General features: G+C 61.7%; 14 protein-coding genes. 11 read left to right on the plus strand and 3 right to left on the minus strand.

All coding sequences use genetic code 11. The features are described from left to right. The 7 genes from FFR93_RS23715 to FFR93_RS23745 form a co-directional block, all read left to right on the plus strand. Window positions 1-330, plus strand: a 330-nt coding sequence (locus FFR93_RS23715) for a DUF4082 domain-containing protein (protein WP_138395004.1), incomplete at its 5' end; no start/stop codon positions are given. 103 nt (window positions 331-433) lie between these two features. Beyond that, complete coding sequence (locus FFR93_RS23720; RefSeq protein ID WP_138395163.1) at window positions 434-1,618, plus strand: GTP-binding protein; 1,185 nt, start codon at window positions 434-436, stop codon at window positions 1,616-1,618. Window positions 1,619-1,835: 217 nt separating this feature from the next. Continuing rightward, a complete protein-coding gene (locus tag FFR93_RS23725) occupies window positions 1,836-6,353 on the plus strand; it encodes a DUF4082 domain-containing protein (protein ID WP_138395005.1) in 4,518 nt (1,505 codons plus the stop codon). Between the two features lie 18 nt (window positions 6,354-6,371). Beyond that, window positions 6,372-7,604, plus strand: a complete 1,233-nt coding sequence (locus FFR93_RS23730) for a GTP-binding protein (protein WP_138395006.1) — start codon at window positions 6,372-6,374, stop codon at window positions 7,602-7,604. A 69-nt stretch (window positions 7,605-7,673) separates the two neighbouring features. Beyond that, complete coding sequence (locus tag FFR93_RS23735; protein WP_064706747.1) at window positions 7,674-7,982, plus strand: hypothetical protein; 309 nt, start codon at window positions 7,674-7,676, stop codon at window positions 7,980-7,982. 88 nt (window positions 7,983-8,070) lie between these two features. Continuing rightward, window positions 8,071-10,215 carry a peptidase domain-containing ABC transporter gene (locus tag FFR93_RS23740; RefSeq protein ID WP_064706748.1) on the plus strand — a complete coding sequence of 715 codons (2,145 nt, stop codon included), beginning with the start codon at window positions 8,071-8,073 and terminating at the stop codon, window positions 10,213-10,215. Beyond that, window positions 10,212-11,660, plus strand: coding sequence for an HlyD family type I secretion periplasmic adaptor subunit (locus FFR93_RS23745; protein ID WP_138395007.1), 1,449 nt, complete (start codon window positions 10,212-10,214; stop codon window positions 11,658-11,660). Before FFR93_RS23740 ends, FFR93_RS23745 begins: the two co-directional genes overlap by 4 nt. Window positions 11,661-11,785: 125 nt before the next feature. Here FFR93_RS23745 and FFR93_RS23750 read toward each other — a convergent pair whose 3' ends face one another. Both FFR93_RS23750 and FFR93_RS23755 read right to left on the minus strand, forming a co-directional pair. Further along, a complete protein-coding gene (locus tag FFR93_RS23750; RefSeq protein ID WP_138395008.1) occupies window positions 11,786-12,682 on the minus strand; it encodes an alpha/beta hydrolase in 897 nt (298 codons plus the stop codon). A 129-nt stretch (window positions 12,683-12,811) separates the two neighbouring features. Next, window positions 12,812-14,887, minus strand: coding sequence for a lytic transglycosylase domain-containing protein (locus FFR93_RS23755; protein WP_138395009.1), 2,076 nt, complete (start codon window positions 14,885-14,887; stop codon window positions 12,812-12,814). 215 nt (window positions 14,888-15,102) lie between these two features. Here FFR93_RS23755 and dapA point away from each other — a divergent pair, with 215 nt between their 5' ends. Both dapA and smpB read left to right on the plus strand, forming a co-directional pair. Continuing rightward, window positions 15,103-15,987 carry a 4-hydroxy-tetrahydrodipicolinate synthase gene (dapA, locus tag FFR93_RS23760; protein WP_138395010.1) on the plus strand — a complete coding sequence of 295 codons (885 nt, stop codon included), beginning with the start codon at window positions 15,103-15,105 and terminating at the stop codon, window positions 15,985-15,987. A gap of 97 nt (window positions 15,988-16,084) precedes the next feature. Beyond that, window positions 16,085-16,564 (plus strand): SsrA-binding protein SmpB, encoded by a 480-nt coding sequence (gene smpB / locus FFR93_RS23765; protein ID WP_064706753.1) that lies wholly within the window; start codon window positions 16,085-16,087, stop codon window positions 16,562-16,564. Window positions 16,565-16,604: 40 nt separating this feature from the next. On the opposite strand, the gene FFR93_RS23770 is transcribed toward smpB, so the two are convergent. Then, window positions 16,605-17,186: an NYN domain-containing protein gene (locus FFR93_RS23770; RefSeq protein WP_003546927.1), complete on the minus strand. Its 582-nt coding sequence runs from the start codon at window positions 17,184-17,186 to the stop codon at window positions 16,605-16,607. 296 nt (window positions 17,187-17,482) lie between these two features. Between FFR93_RS23770 and rpoZ the strand changes: the two genes are divergently transcribed. After that, the gene (gene rpoZ, locus FFR93_RS23775; RefSeq protein WP_064706754.1) at window positions 17,483-17,887 is read left to right on the plus strand and encodes a DNA-directed RNA polymerase subunit omega; all 405 of its coding nucleotides are present in this window, start codon (window positions 17,483-17,485) and stop codon (window positions 17,885-17,887) included. Between the two features lie 141 nt (window positions 17,888-18,028). Continuing rightward, window positions 18,029-20,263 (plus strand): bifunctional (p)ppGpp synthetase/guanosine-3',5'-bis(diphosphate) 3'-pyrophosphohydrolase, encoded by a 2,235-nt coding sequence (locus FFR93_RS23780; RefSeq protein WP_064706755.1) that lies wholly within the window; start codon window positions 18,029-18,031, stop codon window positions 20,261-20,263. Window positions 20,264-20,340: the final 77 nt, after the last annotated feature.

The raw sequence follows: 20,340 nt of genomic DNA on the forward strand, positions 1-20,340 counted from the left end.
TCCACCGGCACCAGGCTCGCCACCGCCACCTTCAGCAACACCACGGCGAGCGGCTGGCAGACGGTGAACTTTGCAACACCCGTCACCATCGCCGCCAACACAACCTATGTCGCCTCCTACCACACAACAGGCGCCTACGTGGCGACCAACAGATTCTTCACGAATGGTGTCTCGAACGGCCCGTTGACGGCTCCGTCGAGTGCGGCTGCCGGCGGCAATGGCGTCTACGCCTATGGCGGATCCGCAACAACGGGCCTCTTCCCGACCAGCACCTACGATTCGGCAAATTATTATGCCGATGTGGTCTTCCGACCGCAGCTTGCTTCGTGATGCATCGGGTAAGACCAGGTACGGGCTGAATGAGGGTGAAATGCTCCCCGCTGCGACGGTCGCTCCGAATGCCCACTTTCAAGGGATGCTGATGAACAGGGTGATGAACAGGAAGGGCCGGCTCCCGGTGACAGTGCTTGCCGGTTTTCTCGGCGCCGGCAAGACGACGCTTCTCCGCCACGTGTTGACCAACCGTCAGGGCCTCAGGGTCGCCGTCATCGTCAATGATATGAGCGAGGTGAACATAGACGCGAGTCTCATTCGAGACGGTGGCTGCAACCTGTCGCATACGACGGAGACATTGGTCGAACTCAGCAATGGCTGCATATGCTGTACCCTGCGCGACGACCTCCTGACGGAAGTGCGGCGACTGGCCGAAGAGGGGCGATATGACTATCTGCTGATAGAAGGGACCGGCATTGCCGAGCCATGTCCGATCGCGGCAACCTTTTCATTCCGCGACGAGAATGGTGTTTCGCTCTCCGATCTTGCGAAACTTGATACCATGGTGACCGTTGTCGATGCTGCAAGCCTCCTGGCCGACTACAGCAGCGCCGACCTGCTTCGCGATCGCGGCCTGCAGCGGGACGGCGAGGACCGGCGAACACTCATCGATCTGTTGGTGGACCAGATCGAGTTTGCCGATGTTGTCGTGATCAACAAGATCTCGGACGCCACCGAGGAGATCCGCGCGGAAGTCCGCAAGACCGTGGCTGCACTCAACCCGGATGCGCGCCAGGTGGAGACGGACTTCGGCAAGGTTTCTCTCGCGTCCATCCTCGATACGGGCCTCTTCGACGAAGCGAAAGCCGCCGCTCACCCGTTGTGGCACAAGGAACTGTACAGCCCGGGCGACCATGTTCCGGAGACGGAGGAATACGGGGTATCGAGCTTTGTCTATCGCACGAGGCGCCCCTTCGATCCCACGCGGTTTCGAGCATTCCTGGACGAGCCCTGGCCGGGGGTCATCCGTGCCAAAGGCCATTTCTGGCTTGCGACGCGACCGCGTCACGTGGGTCTGATGTCGGCTGCCGGGGCGCAACGGCGCTGCGAACCCATGGGACTTTGGTGGGCGGCCGTTCCCCGACAGGACTGGCCAAGCCATCAGCAGTTTCGTCAGCAGATCGAGCGCCGGTGGGACAGCGCCTGGGGCGACCGTCGGCAGGAGCTCGTTTTCATCGGTGTTGATATGGACGAGACAGGCGTCCGGACCGCGTTGGACGACTGCCTGGCCAGCGCGGATCCGCGGGACTGGTCGGCTCTCGAAGATCCATTTCCGGCCTGGTAGCGCGGCGCAGCGCGGGAGACTACAGGCTCGACTGGCCGAACCGGCAAAACAAGACCGACGAGCTTCCTTTTCACCCAGCGCCCGCGGCTTAGCGGGAGCATCAGGCAGCTTGAGGCCTGTCGATCGGAGGCGCGGCGAGATCATCATATGGGCGTATGGAGGTACCACCCACATACCCAAGATTGCTGTCGTACGTTCCGTTTCGAAAGCTGGCAGGATGAAGTCATTCAATGCTGGTCGACGGGAAACGGGGACGCCGCTCTTGCTGAGATTTCATGTCAGGAATCGCAAATATCTCACTATGGCCGGCGGCACGCCGTGCATCAGTCACGCAACCTCGGCCTGGACTGCACTGCTTGGAACACCGGCCGTAGTGTCTTCGAGCACTCAGGCTCCATTCGGCCTCGCCAACCAGGGCAGTGCAACCGTCCAATCCTCCTTCACCGGCATGACCGAAACGCCCCTGATATTTTCCGGCGAAATGCAAGCGTCCCTGTCGCCGACGGCGATGCCGGCGCCCGGGGGAGATGGCGGCGCGCAAGACAGTTTGATCCAGACGGCGACGGTTGCAACGGTGTTCCAGACGCCTACCTCGATATCGGAGCGCACCGTGCTTGGCCCGGATCCGTACGAGGAGGCTGCGACACTGCCTGCCGCTCCTATGCTCACGGGTGTTACCAGCGATGCCGACACTGGAAGCGCCGAGACGGCTGCGCCTGTCAGTTCCGACAGCACCCTCGGCACGACCTCCCTGCGTCTTCAGGCCTCGATAGCATCCCTCTCGGTGGAGCCGAGTGAGGAGGTTTCTACTGAGACGACCGCGGCTTCGCCGGCACCGGTGGCGGCCGCTCCGGCCGTGCCGACGCTCAACAAGATCGCGCTCGAAAACCTGAAGCAGGGCAACCCGATCAGCGAATGGGGGCTGGAGGGCGATGGCAAGGGCACCATCCAGGGTTTCGCCACCGAAATCAGCACGAATATCGGCCAGACGGTCGATTTCAAAATCGCCACGGATTCTACCCAGTACCGCATCGATATCTACCGCATGGGCTACTACGGCGGTGCCGGCGCGCGCAAGGTCGATTCTATCGAACAGCAGCTGACCACGGCGCAGATCCAGCCGCATCCGATCGTCGACATGTCGCTCGGCCTCATCGATTGCGGCAACTGGTCGGTTTCGGCGAGCTGGCAGATCCCTGCCGACGCCGTCTCCGGCGTCTATTTCGCCAAGCTGGTGCGAGAGGACGGCACCGAGGATGCGAGCATCATTCCCTTCGTCGTGCGCGACGATGCCTCGACCAGCGATATCGTCTTCCAGACGTCGGATACGACCTGGCAGGCCTACAATGCCTGGGGCGGCGCCAGTCTCTATTACGGCGAAGTGCCCGTCGACCCGGCGGACATGATCGGCTACCTGCCGCCGAACTGCAGTTGCGGCCTGACGGCGATCGGCCGGGCGTCGGCGGTGAGCTACAACAGGCCGATCATCACCAATACGAGCCCGATCGGCGGCTCGCACGATTATATCTTCGGCGTCGAATCCTCTGCAATCTCCTGGCTGGAGCAGAACGGCTACGACGTGTCCTATATCTCGGGCGTCGATGCCACGCGCAGCGGCGCGCTGCTGCTCAACCATGATGCCTATCTCTCCGTCGGCCATGACGAATACTGGTCGGCCGAGCAACGCGCCAATGTCGAGGCGGCTCGCGACGCCGGTGTGAACCTCGCCTTCTGGAGCGGCAACGAATGCTACTGGAAGGTCCGCTGGGAAAGCAGCATCGACGGCAGCGGCCAAGCTTACCGCACCATGGTCTGCTATAAGGAGACCTGGGGCACGAGCACGGACCCGAGCAATGTCGGCACCGGCACCTGGCGCGACCCGCGTTATGCCGATCCGGGGCAGGAGCCGGAGAATTCGCTGACCGGCACCATGTTCCAGGTGGACAGCTACCGCCAGGATACGATCTCGATCCCCTACGACTATTCGAACCTGCGCTTCTGGCGCAATACCGATGTCTCCCAGCTGAATGAAGGCGACACCTACAATCTGGTGCAGAACCTGCTTGGCTACGAGTGGGATTCCGATGTCGAGAACGGCTTCCGGCCGGACGGTCTCATCAACCTGTCGCTCTCCTCCATCGCGGTCAGCACCTATCTGCGCGACTACGGCACTACGGTTGGCGACGCGGTGGCGACCCACAGCCTCACCATGTATCGGGCCGAGAGCGGCGCGCTGGTCTTCGGCGCCGGCACCGTTTTCTGGTCCTGGGGCCTGAGCGACAACCACCAGGGCCCGGCAACATCGACCGATCGCAACGTGCAGCAGGCGATGGTCAACATGTTCGCGGACATGGGCATCCAGCCGACCACGCTCGATGCAAGCCTGATCCTGGCGACCCAGTCGACCGACACTCTAAAGCCGACTTCGTCGATCAGATCGCCCATCGTGGGCGCAAGCTTCGTCGAAGGACAGCGCGTGACGATCACGGGCACGGCGCAAGACTTTGGCGGAGGCATCATCGCCGGCGTCGAGGTCTCCACCGACGGGGGCCAGCACTGGTTCAAGGCGTCAGGCCGCGAGAGCTGGAGCTATAACTGGGTCGTCCAGGCAAGCGGTACTTATACGATCCTGTCGCGCGCCGTTGACGACAGCGTCAATCTGGAGGCGCCGTCGGCCGGCAAGCAGGTCACGGTCACTCTGCCGGGAACGACGACCAGCCTGTGGACGCTTGCCGAAAAGCCTGCGGTCGAAACGGCGATCGATCGCGATCCGGTCGAGCTCGGCCTGCGTTTCCAGGCGACGACGGCAGGTTCGGTGCAGGGCATCCGCTTCTACAAGGGCTTCTACAATACCGGCGAACACGTCGTCAGCCTGTGGACCGGTGACGGAACGCTGCTGGCGACCGGCGTGTCGGTGGGCGAACCGCTTTCCGGCTGGCAGACCGTGATGTTCTCCAGCCCGATCCAGATCGCGGCCGGTACGACCTATGTAGCGTCCTATCACAGCAAAGGATTTTTCTCCCTCACCGAGAACTATTTCAACGGGTCCTATGCCAGCGGCGCACTGAAGGCCGTCGATGGCGGCGGCGTCTTCGCCTACAGCACCAATGCCGGCACATTCCCCGGCCAGAGCCCCGGCGGCTCCAACTATTGGGTGGACGTGGTCTTCGACGCCGGCCCGAACAGCCAGCCGGTGGCAACCGACGACAGCGGGCTGGTCATCGGCCACAACGGAACGCTTGTCATCTCGATTGCTGCACTCGTGGCAAATGATGTCGACGCCAACGGCGATGCGCTGACCATCACCGCCGTCGGCAATGCCCTCAACGGCACGGTCGCTCTCAACAAGCAGGCCGGAACCATCACCTTCACGCCGGCCAACAATTATTCAGGCCCGGCAAGCTTCACTTACACGCTGTCGGACGGGCGCGGCGGCGCGGACCAGGGCAGTGTCAGCCTGACCGTTCAGGCCGCTCCCGCCGGCGAGACCCTGTTTACCGGCAGCGAAGGACCGACGGGCGGCAGCTTCAACGACAATACGGCGATGGAACTCGGAATGAAGTTCGTCGCTTCCGCAAACGGTGCGATCTCCGGCATTCGCTACTACAAGGCTGCCGGCGATACCAGTGTGCATACCGGCTCCCTTTGGAAGGCCGACGGCACACTCCTTGCGACGGTCACTTTCACCAGCGAGTCGCTCTCCGGTTGGCAAACCGCGACCTTCTCGACACCGCTACAGATCACGGCGGGCGCGATCTATGTCGCCTCCTACCACACGACCGGCACCTATGTCGCGACGACAGGCTATTTCAACACGGCGCATACCAACGGCTCGCTGACGGCGCTTGCAGGCAGCAATGGCGTCTACGCGGTCGGATCGGGCTCGACCTTCCCGACCTCAAGTTACCAGTCGACGAATTACTGGGTCGATGTCGTCTACAATCAGTCGACGGGCAATACGGTGCCGGTGGCTGCCAATGACAACGGCTATACGACCTACACCAATACGGCTCTGTCGATCGCCGCTGCGAACCTGCTTGCAAACGACAGCGACGCGGATGGCGACCTGCTTGTCATCACCGGCGCAGGCGGCGCGGTCAACGGTTCGGTGTCCTACGACAGCCAGGCGCAGACCGTCACCTTCACGCCAACGGCAGGATATTCTGGGCCGGCGAGCTTCAGCTATTCCATCGCCGACGGTCAGGGCGGCACGGCATCCGCCCAGGTTTCGCTTACCGTCAACGCCCAGGGAAGCGAGCAGAACCTCTTCAGCGCCAATGAAACGCCTGCAATTGTCTCGGTGAACGATAACCAGCAGGTCAACCTGGGCATGAAATTTCAGGCCGACACGGCAGGCTGGATAACGGGCATCCGCTTCTACAAGGGCGCCGAAAATACAGGCCCGCATAACGGCTATCTCTGGACCGCCTCGGGCACGTTGCTTGCAAGCGTCACCTTCAGCAACGAAACGGCAAGCGGCTGGCAGACCGCCACTCTCGCCCAGCAGATCGCGGTCGAAGCGGATACGACCTACGTCGTTTCCTACAGCACGAACGGCAATTACTCGGCGACCGGCAATTACTTCAGCACCGGGAAGACGAGCGGCGACCTCAGGGCGCTCAGCGGCGACAATGGCCTTTATGCCTACGGATCGAGCGGGTTGTTCCCGACCAGCAGTTACAACAGCACAAACTATTATGTGGACGTGGCGTTCAAACCGCAGCTCGCGGCGTAAAGGCGAGCGGGGGTATCGATGACAGGTGCAGACAATCGACTTCCGGTGACGGTCCTGGCGGGGTTTCTCGGCGCCGGCAAGACGACGGTGCTCAATCATGTTCTGCACAATTGTGAGGGATACCGGATCGCCGTGATCGTCAACGACATGAGCGAGATCAACATCGATGCCGATCTCGTCCGTGACGACGGAGCCAACCTCTCGAGAACGGATGAAACCCTCGTCGAGCTTACCAATGGATGCATCTGCTGCACCTTGCGTGACGATCTCCTGATCGAAATCCGGCGTCTCGCCGCCACGGGTCGTTTCGACTACCTTTTGATCGAGGGCACGGGGATTGCCGAGCCGCTGCCGATAGCGGCGACCTTCTCCTTCCGGGACGAGAGCGGAGCGGCGCTCTGCGATGTCGCGCGGCTCGATACCATGGTTTCCGTCATCGATGCGGTCAATCTTCTCGCCGATTATGCCAGCGCCGAGTTCCTCGCGGATCGCGGCGAAAGCCGGGATGGAGACGACAAGCGCAAGCTTGTGGAACTGCTCGTCGAGCAGATTGAATTTTCCGATGTCGTCATCATCAACAAGGCAGGTGATGTGCCGTGCGCGATTCTTGCCGAGGTCCGCCGGATCGTCGCGGCACTCAATCCGGATGCGCGTGTCATCGAGGCGGTGTTCGGTCAGGTGCCGCTTGGCGCGATTATGGATACCGCCCTCTTCAGTGAAGCCAAGGCCGCCCGCCACCCGCTCTGGCACAAGGAGCTTTACGGCTGGGGCGATCATGTGCCGGAGACCGAGGAGTACGGCATAACAAGCTTCGTCTATCGCAGGCGCCGGCCATTCGATCCCGCGCGGCTGAGCCGCATCCTCGAGCGGCCATTGCCCGGTCTCATCAGGGCGAAAGGCCATTTCTGGCTGGCCACCCGGCCGGACGAGATCGGCCTCCTGTCGATTGCCGGCACGCAATGCCGCATTGACACCAGGGGGTTCTGGTGGGCCTCGGTGCCGCGGGCGCATTGGCCGCGTCATCCGCAATTCCGTCAGTTGCTCGATCGCCATTGGGACGATGTCTGGGGCGACCGCCGCCAGGAGCTGGTCTTCATTGGCTCCGGCGTCGACGAGGAAGCCATCCGCACCGCGCTCGACGATTGCCTGATCGGAGAGGAGACGGGTTTTGATCCCCAGACAGCCGTCGGCCTTCGCGATCCGTTTCCGCCATGGCGGCACGATACGCACGCATCGGACCGGAAAGTGTGAAGCGGCTTTCGGTCCGATGCGTCGACTCAAAGGTGAACAGGTTTTGATTATCAACCAGAGGAGAGAACAATGAGCAGCGAACTTTATGCGGACGGTATCGGCGAAATCACCGTCACGGGAACGATCGTGCGCATCGACCTGATGTCACTCTCGGCCACCGAGCGTGACGCCAACAACAATCCGAAGCCGGTTTTCCGCCAGCGCATCATCATGCCTATCGATGCCTTCGCCAATGCGGTCGATCTCATGCAGAAGGCGCTTGGCGGGTTGGTGGAGGCGGGTGCGGTTCGTCGCATCGGTGACATGTCGGCCGCAGCAGCAGCTGATATCCAGGCGGTGCAGGGCAGCGCGTCGAACGCTTCGCCGAACTTCAACTGACAAACGGGTCTAGAGCGCAGCGCGTCGGTTCGCACGCGCTCCAACCTTTTGAAGCTAAGCCTCGGTCTCGTATCGTTTCGGGTGGGCCATGAGTGATTTTCTGCATACCAATCTGCACTGTCTTGCGTTCGTCGCGCGTCATCATGGCGTCGACCTATCCCCTGAGCGATTGCAGCACGATTACGCGGTCGGCAACGATCCCGTCGCCGTGCGGCGGTTGTTGCGGATGGCGAGGGATGCCGGCCTTCGGGCGAGGCACCTCAGCCTCGACTGGCAGTCACTGTTCCGCCTGGGCGAAGCATTTCCCGTGCTTGCTGAACTTACCAACGGCAATTGGGTGGTCGTCGCCGGGGCGGGGGGGAGCGGGGAGGACGAAAGAATACAAGTTCTCGACCCGCTTGCCACGCGCCCCGAGGTCATTCTCCTGAGCGAGGAGCAATTCGCCAAGGCCTGGTCCGGATCGGTGGTTCTCCTCAAGCGCAACTATCGCATGTCGGACGAGGATCGGCCGTTCGGGTTCCGTTGGTTCATACCGGAAATCATCAAGCAGCGAAGCTTCTTCCGCGACGTGGCGCTCGCGGCCTTCGTTCTTTACGGCCTCGGGCTGACGACGCCGATGTTCTTTCAGCTCGTCATCGACAAGGTGCTCGTGCATCAGAGCTATGCGACGCTGACGGTTCTGACCGTAGGTATCGCGGTTGCGCTCGTCTTCGACGCTACATTCACTTTCCTGCGCCGGTATCTCCTGCTCTACGCGACCAACAGGATCGACATCAGGGTTGCGACACGCACATTCGGGCATTTGCTCAACCTGCCGATCGCGCTCTTCGAGCACGCCTCGGCCGGTGTACTTGTCAAGCACATGCAGCAGACGGGGCGCATCCGCGAATTCCTGACCGGCCGGTTGTTCCTGACGCTTCTCGACGGCGTATCGCTCTTCGTCTTCGTGCCGATCCTGCTTCTCTACAGCGTCAAGCTGACGCTCGTGGTGCTCGGCTTCGCAGCACTCGTCGGGCTCGTCGTGATGATGCTCGTCGGACCGTTCCAGCGCCGTCTCCAGGCGCTCTACCAGGCGGAAGGCGACCGGCAGGCACTGCTGGTGGAAACCGTGCACGGCATGCGCACCGTCAAATCGCTGGCCCTGGAGCCGCGCCAGCGCAAGGTGTGGGACGACTATTCGGCGCAATCGATCTCGGTGCGCTTCCGGGTCGAGAAGATATCGACGATCGCACAGGCGATGACAGGGCTTCTGGAGAAGCTGATGAGCGTTGCAATCATCGGGCTTGGCGCACTCGACGTGTTCTCCGGCGCTATGACGATCGGCGCGCTGGTTGCCTTCAACATGCTCGCTGGCCGTGTCTCGGGACCGCTGGTGCAGATCGTCACCATGGTGCACGAATATCAGGAAGTGGCTCTGTCCGTACGCATGCTCGGCGAGATCATGAACCAGCGGCCGGAGCAGGCCGGACGCGGGCGCGGTGTGCGGCCGCATCTGCATGGCCGCATCGAATTCGACCGGGTCACCTTCCGCTATGCTCCCGATACGGCGCCCGCGCTCGACAATGTCTCCTTCGCCATTCCGGCAGGCTCGGTCTTCGGCGTGGTCGGCAAGAGCGGCTCCGGCAAGACGACGATCACCCGGCTGATCCAGGGGCTTTACCAGAGCCAGGAGGGGCTGGTGCGCATGGATGGTTACGACAGCCGCGAGATCGACCTCGTGCACCTGAGAACCAGCATCGGAGTCGTGCTGCAGGACAATTTCCTGTTTCGCGGCACGGTGCGCGACAATATCGCCGCCGCAAAACCCGATGCCAGCATCGAGGAAATCATGCAGGTGGCCCGCGTCGCCGGTGCGGAAGAGTTCATCGAGCGGCTGCCGCGCGGCTTCGACACGATGCTGGAAGAAAATGCCGCCAATCTCTCCGGCGGCCAGAAGCAGCGGTTGGCAATCGCGCGCGCACTGATCACCGATCCGAAGCTTCTGATCTTCGACGAGGCGACAAGCGCGCTCGACCCCGACAGCGAGGCGATCATCCGCGAGAATCTGAGCCGGATCGCGGCCGGGCGCACCGTCGTCATCGTCTCGCACCGGCTTTCGACGCTTGTGGATGCCGATGCCATTCTCGTCATCGATCGCGGCAAGGTCGCCGATATCGGCCGGCATGACCAGCTGGTGTCGCGCTGCATGACCTATCGCCACCTGTGGGCACAGCAAATGAGGCAGGTCGCATGAACGCGCGCGTCAGAAAATCCGGCGAAAACCTGCCCGTAGCCTCGGACCATAGCCCATCAGGCAAGGGGCCGCCAGGCAGGGGCGGGCAGCTCACCGCCCGCCTGCCGCTGCCGCCGGCAATCGCGGAATTCCAGTCCGACGCCGTCGAACTCGAGGAACGTGCTCCGCCGCGCGTTGCGCGCATGACGCTCTATTGCGTGACGGCGCTGATTGCTGCGACCATCATCTGGGCCTCCGTCTCCGATATCGACGAGGTGGTGATCGCGCCCGGCAAGCTCGTCACCACCCAGCCGACCATCGTCGTCCAGCCGCTCGAAACCTCGATTATCCGCACGATCGATGTGAAGGCCGGCGAGGTGGTGCATGCCGGCCAGACGCTCGCAACCCTCGACGCCACCTTCAGTCAGGCCGATGTCGACCAGCAGCAGGCGAAGTTCTCGGCACTCGACGCCCAGGTCAAGCGCATCGAGGCGGAATTAGCCGGCGACGACTACACGATGATGGCGGGAACGACGCCCGACGAGATGCTGCAGGTGCAGCTTTTCGGCCAGCGGCGGGCCTTCTACACGGCGCAGCTGCAGAATTTCGAGCAGCAGATCGCCGGACAGTCGGCAGCGCTTGTCGCGGCCAAGAACCAGGAGGCGGTGCTCATCGATCGCCGCGACACGCTCTCGCAGATCGAAGGCGCGCGCACGCGGCTCTACGACAAGCAGAGCGGCTCGCTGATCACCATGCTCGGCTCGCGCGACGCCCGCCTCGATGTCGAGTCTGATCTGACGGCCGCTCGCGGCAAGGCCGACGAGGCTGCGCATGCCTATGCCAAGCTGAAAGCCGACCGGCAGGCCTTCATCGAGGATTTCCGCCGGGCAGCGATGGAGCAGCTGGTGGAGCTGCGCGGCCAGCGCGACATGGCGGATGAAGAGCTGAAGAAGATGGAGTTGCGCCGCAACATGGTGTCGCTCACAGCACCTGCCGATGCCGTCGTGCTCGATCTCGCCCAGCGCTCTATCGGCTCCGTCGTGCGCGAAGCCGAACCGATCGTCACGCTGGTGCCGATCAACGTGCCGCTCGAAGCGGAGGTGTCGATCAACACCCGCGACATCGGCCGCATCGCCGTGGGTAAGGAGGCTCGCATCAAGCTGGACGCCTATCCTTTCCAGAAATACGGCACCGCGTCGGGCGAAGTACGCACCATCAGCCAGGACACGTTTATGACCGGCCAGCAGCAGGAACAGGCTGCCATCCCGAGCCAGCCGGCCGCGCCCTTCTTCAAGGCTCGCATCCTGCTTGCAGATACGAGGCTGAACACCTCGGATGTGCCGGTCAGACTGCTGCCGGGCATGACCGTCTCCACAGAGATCAAGGTGGGCAACAGGACCGTGATCTCCTATTTCCTTTACCCGCTGCTGCGTGGCCTTGATGATGCCATCCGGGAACCGAACTGAGGGAGCCGCAGACGAGGTGTGGGCGCCTAAGCTCGCTTGGGGGCGCCGGGTGGCGCAAGGATTCCAGGCCGCCGCCCGAAACTGGTTGCGTATCAGCGGGAGCCGCATTCGATCCGATATCCGCCTTACCGGCAAGTGGCGAGAAAGGCGCGAATTGCTGCAGGGATATCGCCGAGATGGAGGAGCGGCGCATGGCCTTGCCCCTCGGCGGTATGAAGGACCAATCCGGAATGCAGCCGGGCCATTTCGATCGCGATCTCCTTCGAAAGCAGCAGTGAATTTTCGCCGCGGATCAACATCAGCGGAATGCGGCTCAGGCTTTCGAATTGTGCCCAGAGATCGGGCAGCGGCTGATTGAAGTCGACCGATCTCAGCACCTCGGCGATCGCCGGATCGAAGTCCGCGACCGGCCGTCCGCCGACGTCGCGATAAATGGCAAGCGCCATCTGGCGCCAGTCCTCGGCTGTCAGCGCGGTAAACGAAGCGCTGTGATCCGCCTGCAATATTTCGGCGGCCTCTTCCCAGTCATCCGGCTTTCTGCCGCTGTTGAGGTAATCGCGTATAAGCGCCAGGCCTCTCGCTTCGATCGCAGGTCCGATATCGTTCAGGACCACAGCTTCGAGGAGATCCGGCCGTGTCGCCGCGAGCAAATGCAGGATCAGCCCGCCCCGCGACGTGCCGATGAAAACCGCTCGCTCGATGCCGAATGCCGCGCAGGCGGCAATGACATCGCCGGTCTCGACGGCGAGATTGTAATTTGCCTTGTTCTCATCCCACGCGGAATTGCCACGGCCGCGCGCATCGAGCGCGATCACCCTGCGCGGGTCCGTTCTGTCCCCGCTGAGAAGCAGCGCAAGCGGATGAAAGTCCCTGGCATTGCGGCTCAGGCCGGGCAGGCATATCACCGGCAGCCGTCCGGCGGCTATCGGCTGCTCGGGCCGGTAGTCGCGTGCATAAAGCCTCAGCCCATCGGAGGAAGAGTAAAATCGTTCCTGGAAACCGCCCGCATCCATATCCGGCATTCGCATCCCTCAAGACCTGTCTGATCGCGAAGATCTAGAGCATGTCTCGCAAGAATGCGCAGCGGTTCTGCGATAAAGACATGCGGAAAAACAAAGACCAGCCTGCTTTTCAAACCGCGTCAAACGGCTTCAGGAGGCGCTGCGTCCACCGATCAGATCGCGTTCGATATCCGTCGGCTGGCCGAGGCGAGCCTTGTAGACCTCATAATTTTCCATCACCCGCTGCACGTAGTTGCGCGTCTCGGGGAAGGGGATACGCTCGATCCAGTCGACGATCTCGTCGATCGGCCTGCCGCGTGGATCGCCGTAGCGCCCGATCCATTCCGGCACCCGCTTCGGCCCGGCATTATAGGCGATGAAGGTGAGGATATAGGAGCCGCCGAAGGCCTCGATCTGCTCGCCGAGATAATGCGAGCCGAGCGTCGCGTTATAACCGGCATCGGCCGTCAGCTTGTCCTTGGAAAAAGTGATGTTGTGGCGCTTGGCCACCGCCTGGGCCGTGCCGGGCAGAAGCTGCAGCAGGCCGCGCGCATTTGCCGCCGAAACGGCGGCCGGGTTGAAGGCACTTTCCTGGCGGGCGATGGCATAGGCGAGCGCCTTGCCGGAGCCAGAGATGTTGGCATTCGCCGGGATCACGCCGATCGGAAAGGCGAGTGCGGCGACATCGATGCCGCGGCCATAGGCGACCTTGCCGATCTGCAGCGACAGGTGATGATCGCCCGATTGCTCGGCCTGCGCTGCAAGGATCGCCAGTTCACCGGGGCTCTGCAGCTGATCGGCGAGCGCGAGATAGAGAATGCCGGCGCGCCATCCATGGCCCGCTGCCTCGAGCCGGGCGACAGCCTGCACGGCTTCGCGCGCCTGGAAGCGCTGGCGGTCGGCTGCGCTCGGCGTGGGATAGGTGACGTTGAGCGTCTTCCGCCCGAGCCTTTCGGCCGCGAGCTGCCCATAAAAGGTGCCGGGAAAATTCGCGGCCTTGCCGTAGAATTCGGCGGAATTGCCAGGGCCGCCGGCTTCGGCTGCCCGCCCGAGCCAATACCAGGCGCGCGACACCGAGATGGGCCCGTTCGACGTCGCCAGAATCTTGCGGAAATGCCTTTCCGCCGTTGTCGGGTCCTGCAGACCGCGCAGCGCATACCATCCGGCATGGAACTCCGCCTCGACAATATCTGTTGGGCTGGTTGCCGCGGAGTTTGCGACGAGGCGATAGGCAGGTCTGAATTGCCCCTGATCGACGAGACCGCGGCTGACGATCCGCTGCTCGTTCCACCATTCTCCGGAATTGACGAGTTCGCCCGCCTCACGCGGCATCTTCTCCAGAAGCACTGCCGCTTCGGCATATTTGTCCTGCTTGCGCAGATATTCGATGCGCGCGAACAGCAGGCCGGCATCGCCTCGCCATTTCGCCTCGACGCTATTGAGCAGCGCGCCGGCGTTGGCGGCTTTGGCGTCGACCGCGGCCCAGGCCTTGTAGAGGGACTGCGCCTCGCCCATGTCGCCGAAGCGCTTGGCCTGCGCCACCCGGCCACGATACATCAGATAGTCCATCCGCCCTTTGTGGTCGGCCGGCGTCAGCAGGGCGGAAAACTCGAGAAGAATCTTGTCTTCGCTCGCTTTGTCGAGAGCCTCGGTGCGCCAGACCTTGCGGATATATTTTGCCGCCTGCGCCTGCTTGCCCGACGCGATCAGCGCCCGCCCCAGAATGACGGCGCCCTGCATCGTTTCCGGCGCGGTATCGCCGAAGGCCGCGAGCACGGCCGACGGGGCGGGGTTTTCGTCGTAAAGCGCACGTTCGGAATAGGCGCGCAGCCGGGAAAGGCCAGGCCATCCCTTGAGCTCCTGCGCAGCGCTGGCGATTTCATAGGAGGGGACGCCCTTCAATCCGGACACGGCGATCGCCCAGGTGAGAATATGGTGGTCGAGCGTACCCTCGCGCATGCTGTCGCGGATCGAGAGAGCCAGTTGCGGATTCTTGGCGGAAAGGGCGTCGAGCCCGGTTTTCAGATCATTGGCGATGGGCGCGACGGCCGGATTGCGCGGGATGGCACCGGTTGTCAGCGCTTCCGGGATCGATGTCTCGGGAACGAAGCCGATCGGCTTGATGCCGGGCGTGGGAATGCTTTCGCCGGGAAGCGGCGACGCGAGGCTGCCCCACGCGGCGGCAACGAAGCCGAAGGCGGTCAGAATCAGGACAGCTTTCTTCATCCGGGATCTCGCAACGAAAACACGCCCTGCCAATTTGGCTAGAGGCATCTTAACGAAACCTTACCGTACCAGGTAAAATTCATTCACATCTGCTATCGGAATTTGCCCTAAACCGAACTCTGCGCGCTTGTCGCGACGATTTCGGCGCTCTATGGTGCGCAACTCTTATTCATGGAATGCGGCCGAAGCAAGGATTTGGTCGTGAGGAGCTTTGCATGTTCAATGGGTCCATTCCCGCCCTCGTCACCCCCTTCACCGATGCCGGACTGATCGACGAGGACAGCTTCGCTGCCCATGTCGACTGGCAGATCAAAGAAGGCAGCGCTGGTCTCGTTCCGGTCGGCACGACAGGCGAGTCGCCGACGCTTTCGCATGCCGAGCACAAGCGGGTCGTGGAACTCTGCATTGAAGTGGCCGCAAAACGCGTTCCCGTCATGGCCGGCGCCGGTTCGAACAACACGCGTGAGGCGATCGAGCTTGCCCAGCATGCCGAAAGGGTCGGCGCCGACGCGGTGCTCGTGGTTACACCCTACTACAACAAGCCGACGCAGAAGGGTCTGATCGCGCATTTTTCCGCGATTGCAGAGGCCGTCACCCTGCCGATCTATATCTACAATATCCCCGGCCGTTCGGTGATCGATATGACACCGGAAACGATGGGCGCGCTTGCCAAGGCGCACAGGAATATCGTCGGCGTCAAGGACGCGACGGGTAAGATCGAGCGTGTCTCCGAGCAGCGCATCACCTGCGGCAAGGACTTCAGGCAATTGTCGGGCGAGGACGCGACGGCGCTTGGATTCAACGCCCATGGCGGCGTCGGCTGCATTTCGGTTACGGCCAATGTCGCCCCGCGCCTGTGCGCCGATTTTCAGGCCGCGACCCTGGCCGGCGAATACGCCCGCGCGCTGGAATATCAGGATAGGCTGATGCCGCTGCATAAGGCGATCTTCCTTGAGCCCGGCCTCTGCGGCGCAAAATACGGTCTCTCCAAGCTCGGCCGGATGAGCCGCAACGTCCGCTCACCGCTGCTTTCGACGCTGGAGCCGGCAACCGAAGCGGCGATCGACGCCGCCATGCGCCACGCAGGGCTGCTGAACTGAGGAGGCCGGTCGTCTTCACAAGGCCGGGTCGTTCCCTTACATAAAGGGCAAGCAATGAGGGCGCGGCTTTTTCGCGCGCCTCGAAGGGAATATCGTCATGGCCCCCAAAGGCAGCCAGCGCGTGGTGAACAAGATCGTGGCCGAAAACCGCAAGGCCCGCTTCAACTACGAGATCATCGATACTTACGAGGCGGGTCTCGTGCTGAAGGGCACGGAGGTCAAGTCGCTGCGCGAAGGCAAGGCCAATATCGCCGAATCCTATGCATCGGATGAGGACGGCGAGATCTGGCTGATCAATTCTTATCTGCCGGAGTATCTGCAGGCGAACCGCTTCAACCACGAGCCGCGCCGGCGCCGCAAGCTCTTGCTCTCGGGCCGTGAAATCAATCGTCTGCGCTCCGCCGTCAACCGCGAAGGCATGACGCTGGTCCCGCTGAAGATCTATTTTAACGATCGCGGTCGGGCAAAGATGGAGCTGGCGCTCGCCAAGGGCAAGAAATTGCACGATAAGCGCGAATCCGAGAAGGAACGCGATTGGAACCGGCAGAAGAGCCGCTTGTTGAAGGATAATGGCTGACTCGCCACGTCGCAGATGATCGGATTGCGGTGCGCTTCGATCAGTCTTCGAAATCGCTGGCCGGAGCAACTTCGGCCGGACGCGGCGCCCGCTCCGAGGGATCGCGACCGATCTCAGCCTTCAGAGACAGGAGGTCGATGAAATGATCGGCCTGCCGCCGTAGGTCGTCGGCGATCATCGGCGGCTGCGTCGCCATGGTCGAGATCACCGAGACCTTGCGGCCCCTGCGCTGCAGCGCCTCGACGAGGTTCGTAAAGTCGCCGTCGCCGGAGAAGATGACGAGATGGTCGACGGTTTCCGATTGCTCCATGGCGTCGATCGCAAGCTCGATGTCCATGTTGCCCTTGATTTTCCGCCGGCCCATGGAATCGGTGAATTCCTTGGCGGGCTTGGTGACGACTTTGTAGCCATTATAGTCGAGCCAGTCGATCAGAGGGCGGATCGATGAATACTCCTGATCCTCGATCAATGCCGTATAATAGTAGGCGCGCAGGAGGTAGCCGCGTTTCTGAAATGCTTTCAAGAGCTTGCGGTAATCTATGTCGAAACCGAGGCTCTTGGATGCAGCGTAGAGGTTGGCGCCGTCGATGAAGAGTGCAATTTTTTCGCGTGGGTCAAACATCGCTTACTAATTCCAATGAGAGAAATCGAAATTCGCACGGCATCAAATTCCAATAAATACAATGGCTTATTGTGACCTTTGATTTGATGCTTACTTTACTAAGTGTTCATATAAGAGAGATTTAGGGCACGATTCCGCATATTCCAAGCAACCTTTGGTGGAATTGTCACATTCTCCATGGAAATTTAGCTCGGTCGCGGATAAAGACGAGAGGCCGGAACGAAAAACTTGTATTTGCCCGGTTTTAATTGTATCGGGCGTGCTAATCCCGAAATGACGACCGTAAAGGACAGGCAATGGCCCGTGTCACAGTTGAAGATTGCATTGACAAGGTGGAGAACCGCTTCGAACTGGTTCTGCTCGCCAGCCACCGCGCCCGGCTGATTTCCCAGGGTGCATCGATCACCATCGATCGCGACAACGACAAGAATCCTGTCGTGGCGCTGCGCGAAATCGCCGACGAGACGCTTTCGCCCGATGATCTCAAGGAAGATCTGATCCATTCGCTGCAGAAGCATGTCGAAGTAGATGAGCCCGAGCCCGATCCGGCCAGCATGATCGCCGCCGGCGCCGCCGCTGCCGCCGATAGCGAGGAGCAGGACGATCTGCCGGAGACGATCACTTTCGACCAGATGTCGGAAGAAGAGCTGCTTGCCGGTATCGAGGGCCTCGTGCCGCCGGAAAAGAGCGACGATTATTAAGCGCTTCGACCGGATCTGATCCGGAAAAGAGCGGCGATTACCAATCGTCAATCTTGCGCCTTTAATGCTTAGGCATATTATTGCCCATGTGTGCGCCAATCGTTGATTGGCGCGCTTTTATTTTGTTGGAGTGGCTTTGGAATGATGCGGCAGTACGAGCTCGTGGAGCGGGTTCAGCAATACAAGCCGGATGCCAATGAAGCACTGCTGAACAAGGCCTATGTTTACGCCATGCAGAAACATGGCCAGCAGAAGCGCGCGAGCGGCGATCCCTATATTTCCCATCCGCTCGAGGTCGCTGCCATCCTGACCGATATGCATCTCGATGAATCGACGATCGCCGTTGCCCTTCTGCATGACACGATCGAGGATACGACGGCGACGCGCGCCGAGATCGACGAGCTCTTCGGCGAGGATATCGGCCGTCTTGTAGAAGGGCTGACGAAGATCAAGAAGCTCGATCTCGTCACCAAGAAAGCCAAGCAGGCGGAGAACCTGCGGAAGTTGCTGCTCGCCATATCAGACGATGTGCGTGTGCTGCTCGTCAAGCTTGCCGATCGCCTGCACAATATGCGCACCCTCGATCACATGTCGGCCGATAAGCGTGCCCGCATCTCCGAGGAGACGATGGAAATCTATGCGCCGCTCGCCGGCCGCATGGGCATGCAGGACATGCGCGAGGAACTCGAGGAGCTTTCTTTCCGGCACATGAACCCGGAGGCCTACGAGACTGTCACGAAAAGGCTGGAAGAGCTCTCCAAGCGCAACGAGGGCATTGTCAAGAAGATCGAGGCCGAGCTGCGCGACCTGCTGGTCGCAAGCGGCTTGACGAGCGCCTATGTCAAGGGCCGGCAGAAGAAGCCCTATTCCGTCTTCCGCAAGATGCAGTCGAAGTCGCTCTCCTTCGAGCAGCTTTCCGATGTCTACGGCTTCCGTTTGATCGTCGAGGATATCCCATCCTGTTATCGCGCGCTCGGTATTGTCCATACGCGCTGGCGCGTCGTGCCCGGCCGCTTCAAGGACTATATCTCGACGCCGAAGCAGAACGACTACCGCTCGCTCCACACCACTATCGTCGGCCCCTCCAGCCAGCGCATCGAACTGCAGATCCGCACGAAGCGCATGCACGAAATCGCCGAATTCGGCATCGCCGCCCATACGCTCTACAAGGACGGTGCCAGCAATGCCGACGGCGACATTCTTTCGCGCGAATCCAATGCGTACTCCTGGCTGCGCCACACGATCGAGGCGCTCGCCGAAGGCGACAGTCCGGAGGAATTCCTTGAGCACACCAAGCTCGAGCTCTTCCAGGATCAGGTCTTCTGCTTCACGCCAAAGGGCAAGCTGATTGCCCTGCCGCGCGGCGCCACGCCGATCGATTTCGCCTATGCGGTCCACACCAATATCGGCGACACCACGGTTGGCGCCAAGATCAACGGCCGCATCATGCCGCTGGTGACGCGCCTGGCAAATGGCGACGAGGTCGAGATCATCCGCTCCGGCGTGCAGGTTCCGCCCGCCGCCTGGGAGGAAATCGTCGTCACCGGCAAGGCGCGCGCCGCCATCCGCCGCGCCACCCGCATGGCGATCCGTAAGCAATATGCCGGTCTCGGTCACCGCATTCTCGAGCGTACCTTCAATAGGGCAGGCAAGATTTTCTCGCGCGAGGCGATGAAGCCGGCGCTGCATCGTCTGGGCCAGAAGGATGTCGAGGATGCGATCGCGGCAGTCGGCCGCGGCGAGATGTCCTCGCTTGACGTGTTGCGCGCCGTCTATCCCGACCACCAGGACGAGCGCGTCACCGTCAAGCCCTCCGGCGACGACGGCTGGTTCAACGTCCGCAGCGCCGCAGGCATGATCTTCAAGATCCCGGGCAAGACCAAGGTCGGAACCGAGGGCGGTCATTCGGAAATCGACGCCGATGTCGATGTCGGCCCGATCCGCGGTCTGTCCGGCAACGTCGATGTCAAGTTTGCCTCGACCGGCGCCGTGCCCGGCGACCGCATCGTGGGCATTATGGATCAGAGCAAGGGCATCACCATCTATCCGATCCAGTCGCCGAGCCTGCAGCGGTTCGACGACCAGCCCGACCGCTGGATCGACGTGCGCTGGGATCTCGACGAGGCCAACAAGTCGCGTTTCATGGCCCGCATCATGGTGAATGCCTTGAATGAGCCCGGCACGCTTGCCAAGGTCGCCCAGACTGTTGCGGGGCTCGACGTCAATATCCGCTTGCTGAACACCGTGCGGGTGGCAGCCGATTTCACCGAGATGATGCTTGACGTCGAGGTATGGGACCTGCGGCAACTCAACCAGTTGCTCGCCCAGATGAAGGAACTGGACTGCATCGCCACGGTCCGGCGGCTCTACGAGTAGGCATTTGTTAAGCCTGCCATGGTCCTGGCCCGATCGGCAAATGCACATTTTATGAGCGTTTTATCATCGTGGGGCGC

This window comes from Rhizobium sp. MHM7A (genome assembly GCF_005862215.1).
GTDB lineage: Bacteria > Pseudomonadota > Alphaproteobacteria > Rhizobiales > Rhizobiaceae > Rhizobium > Rhizobium bangladeshense.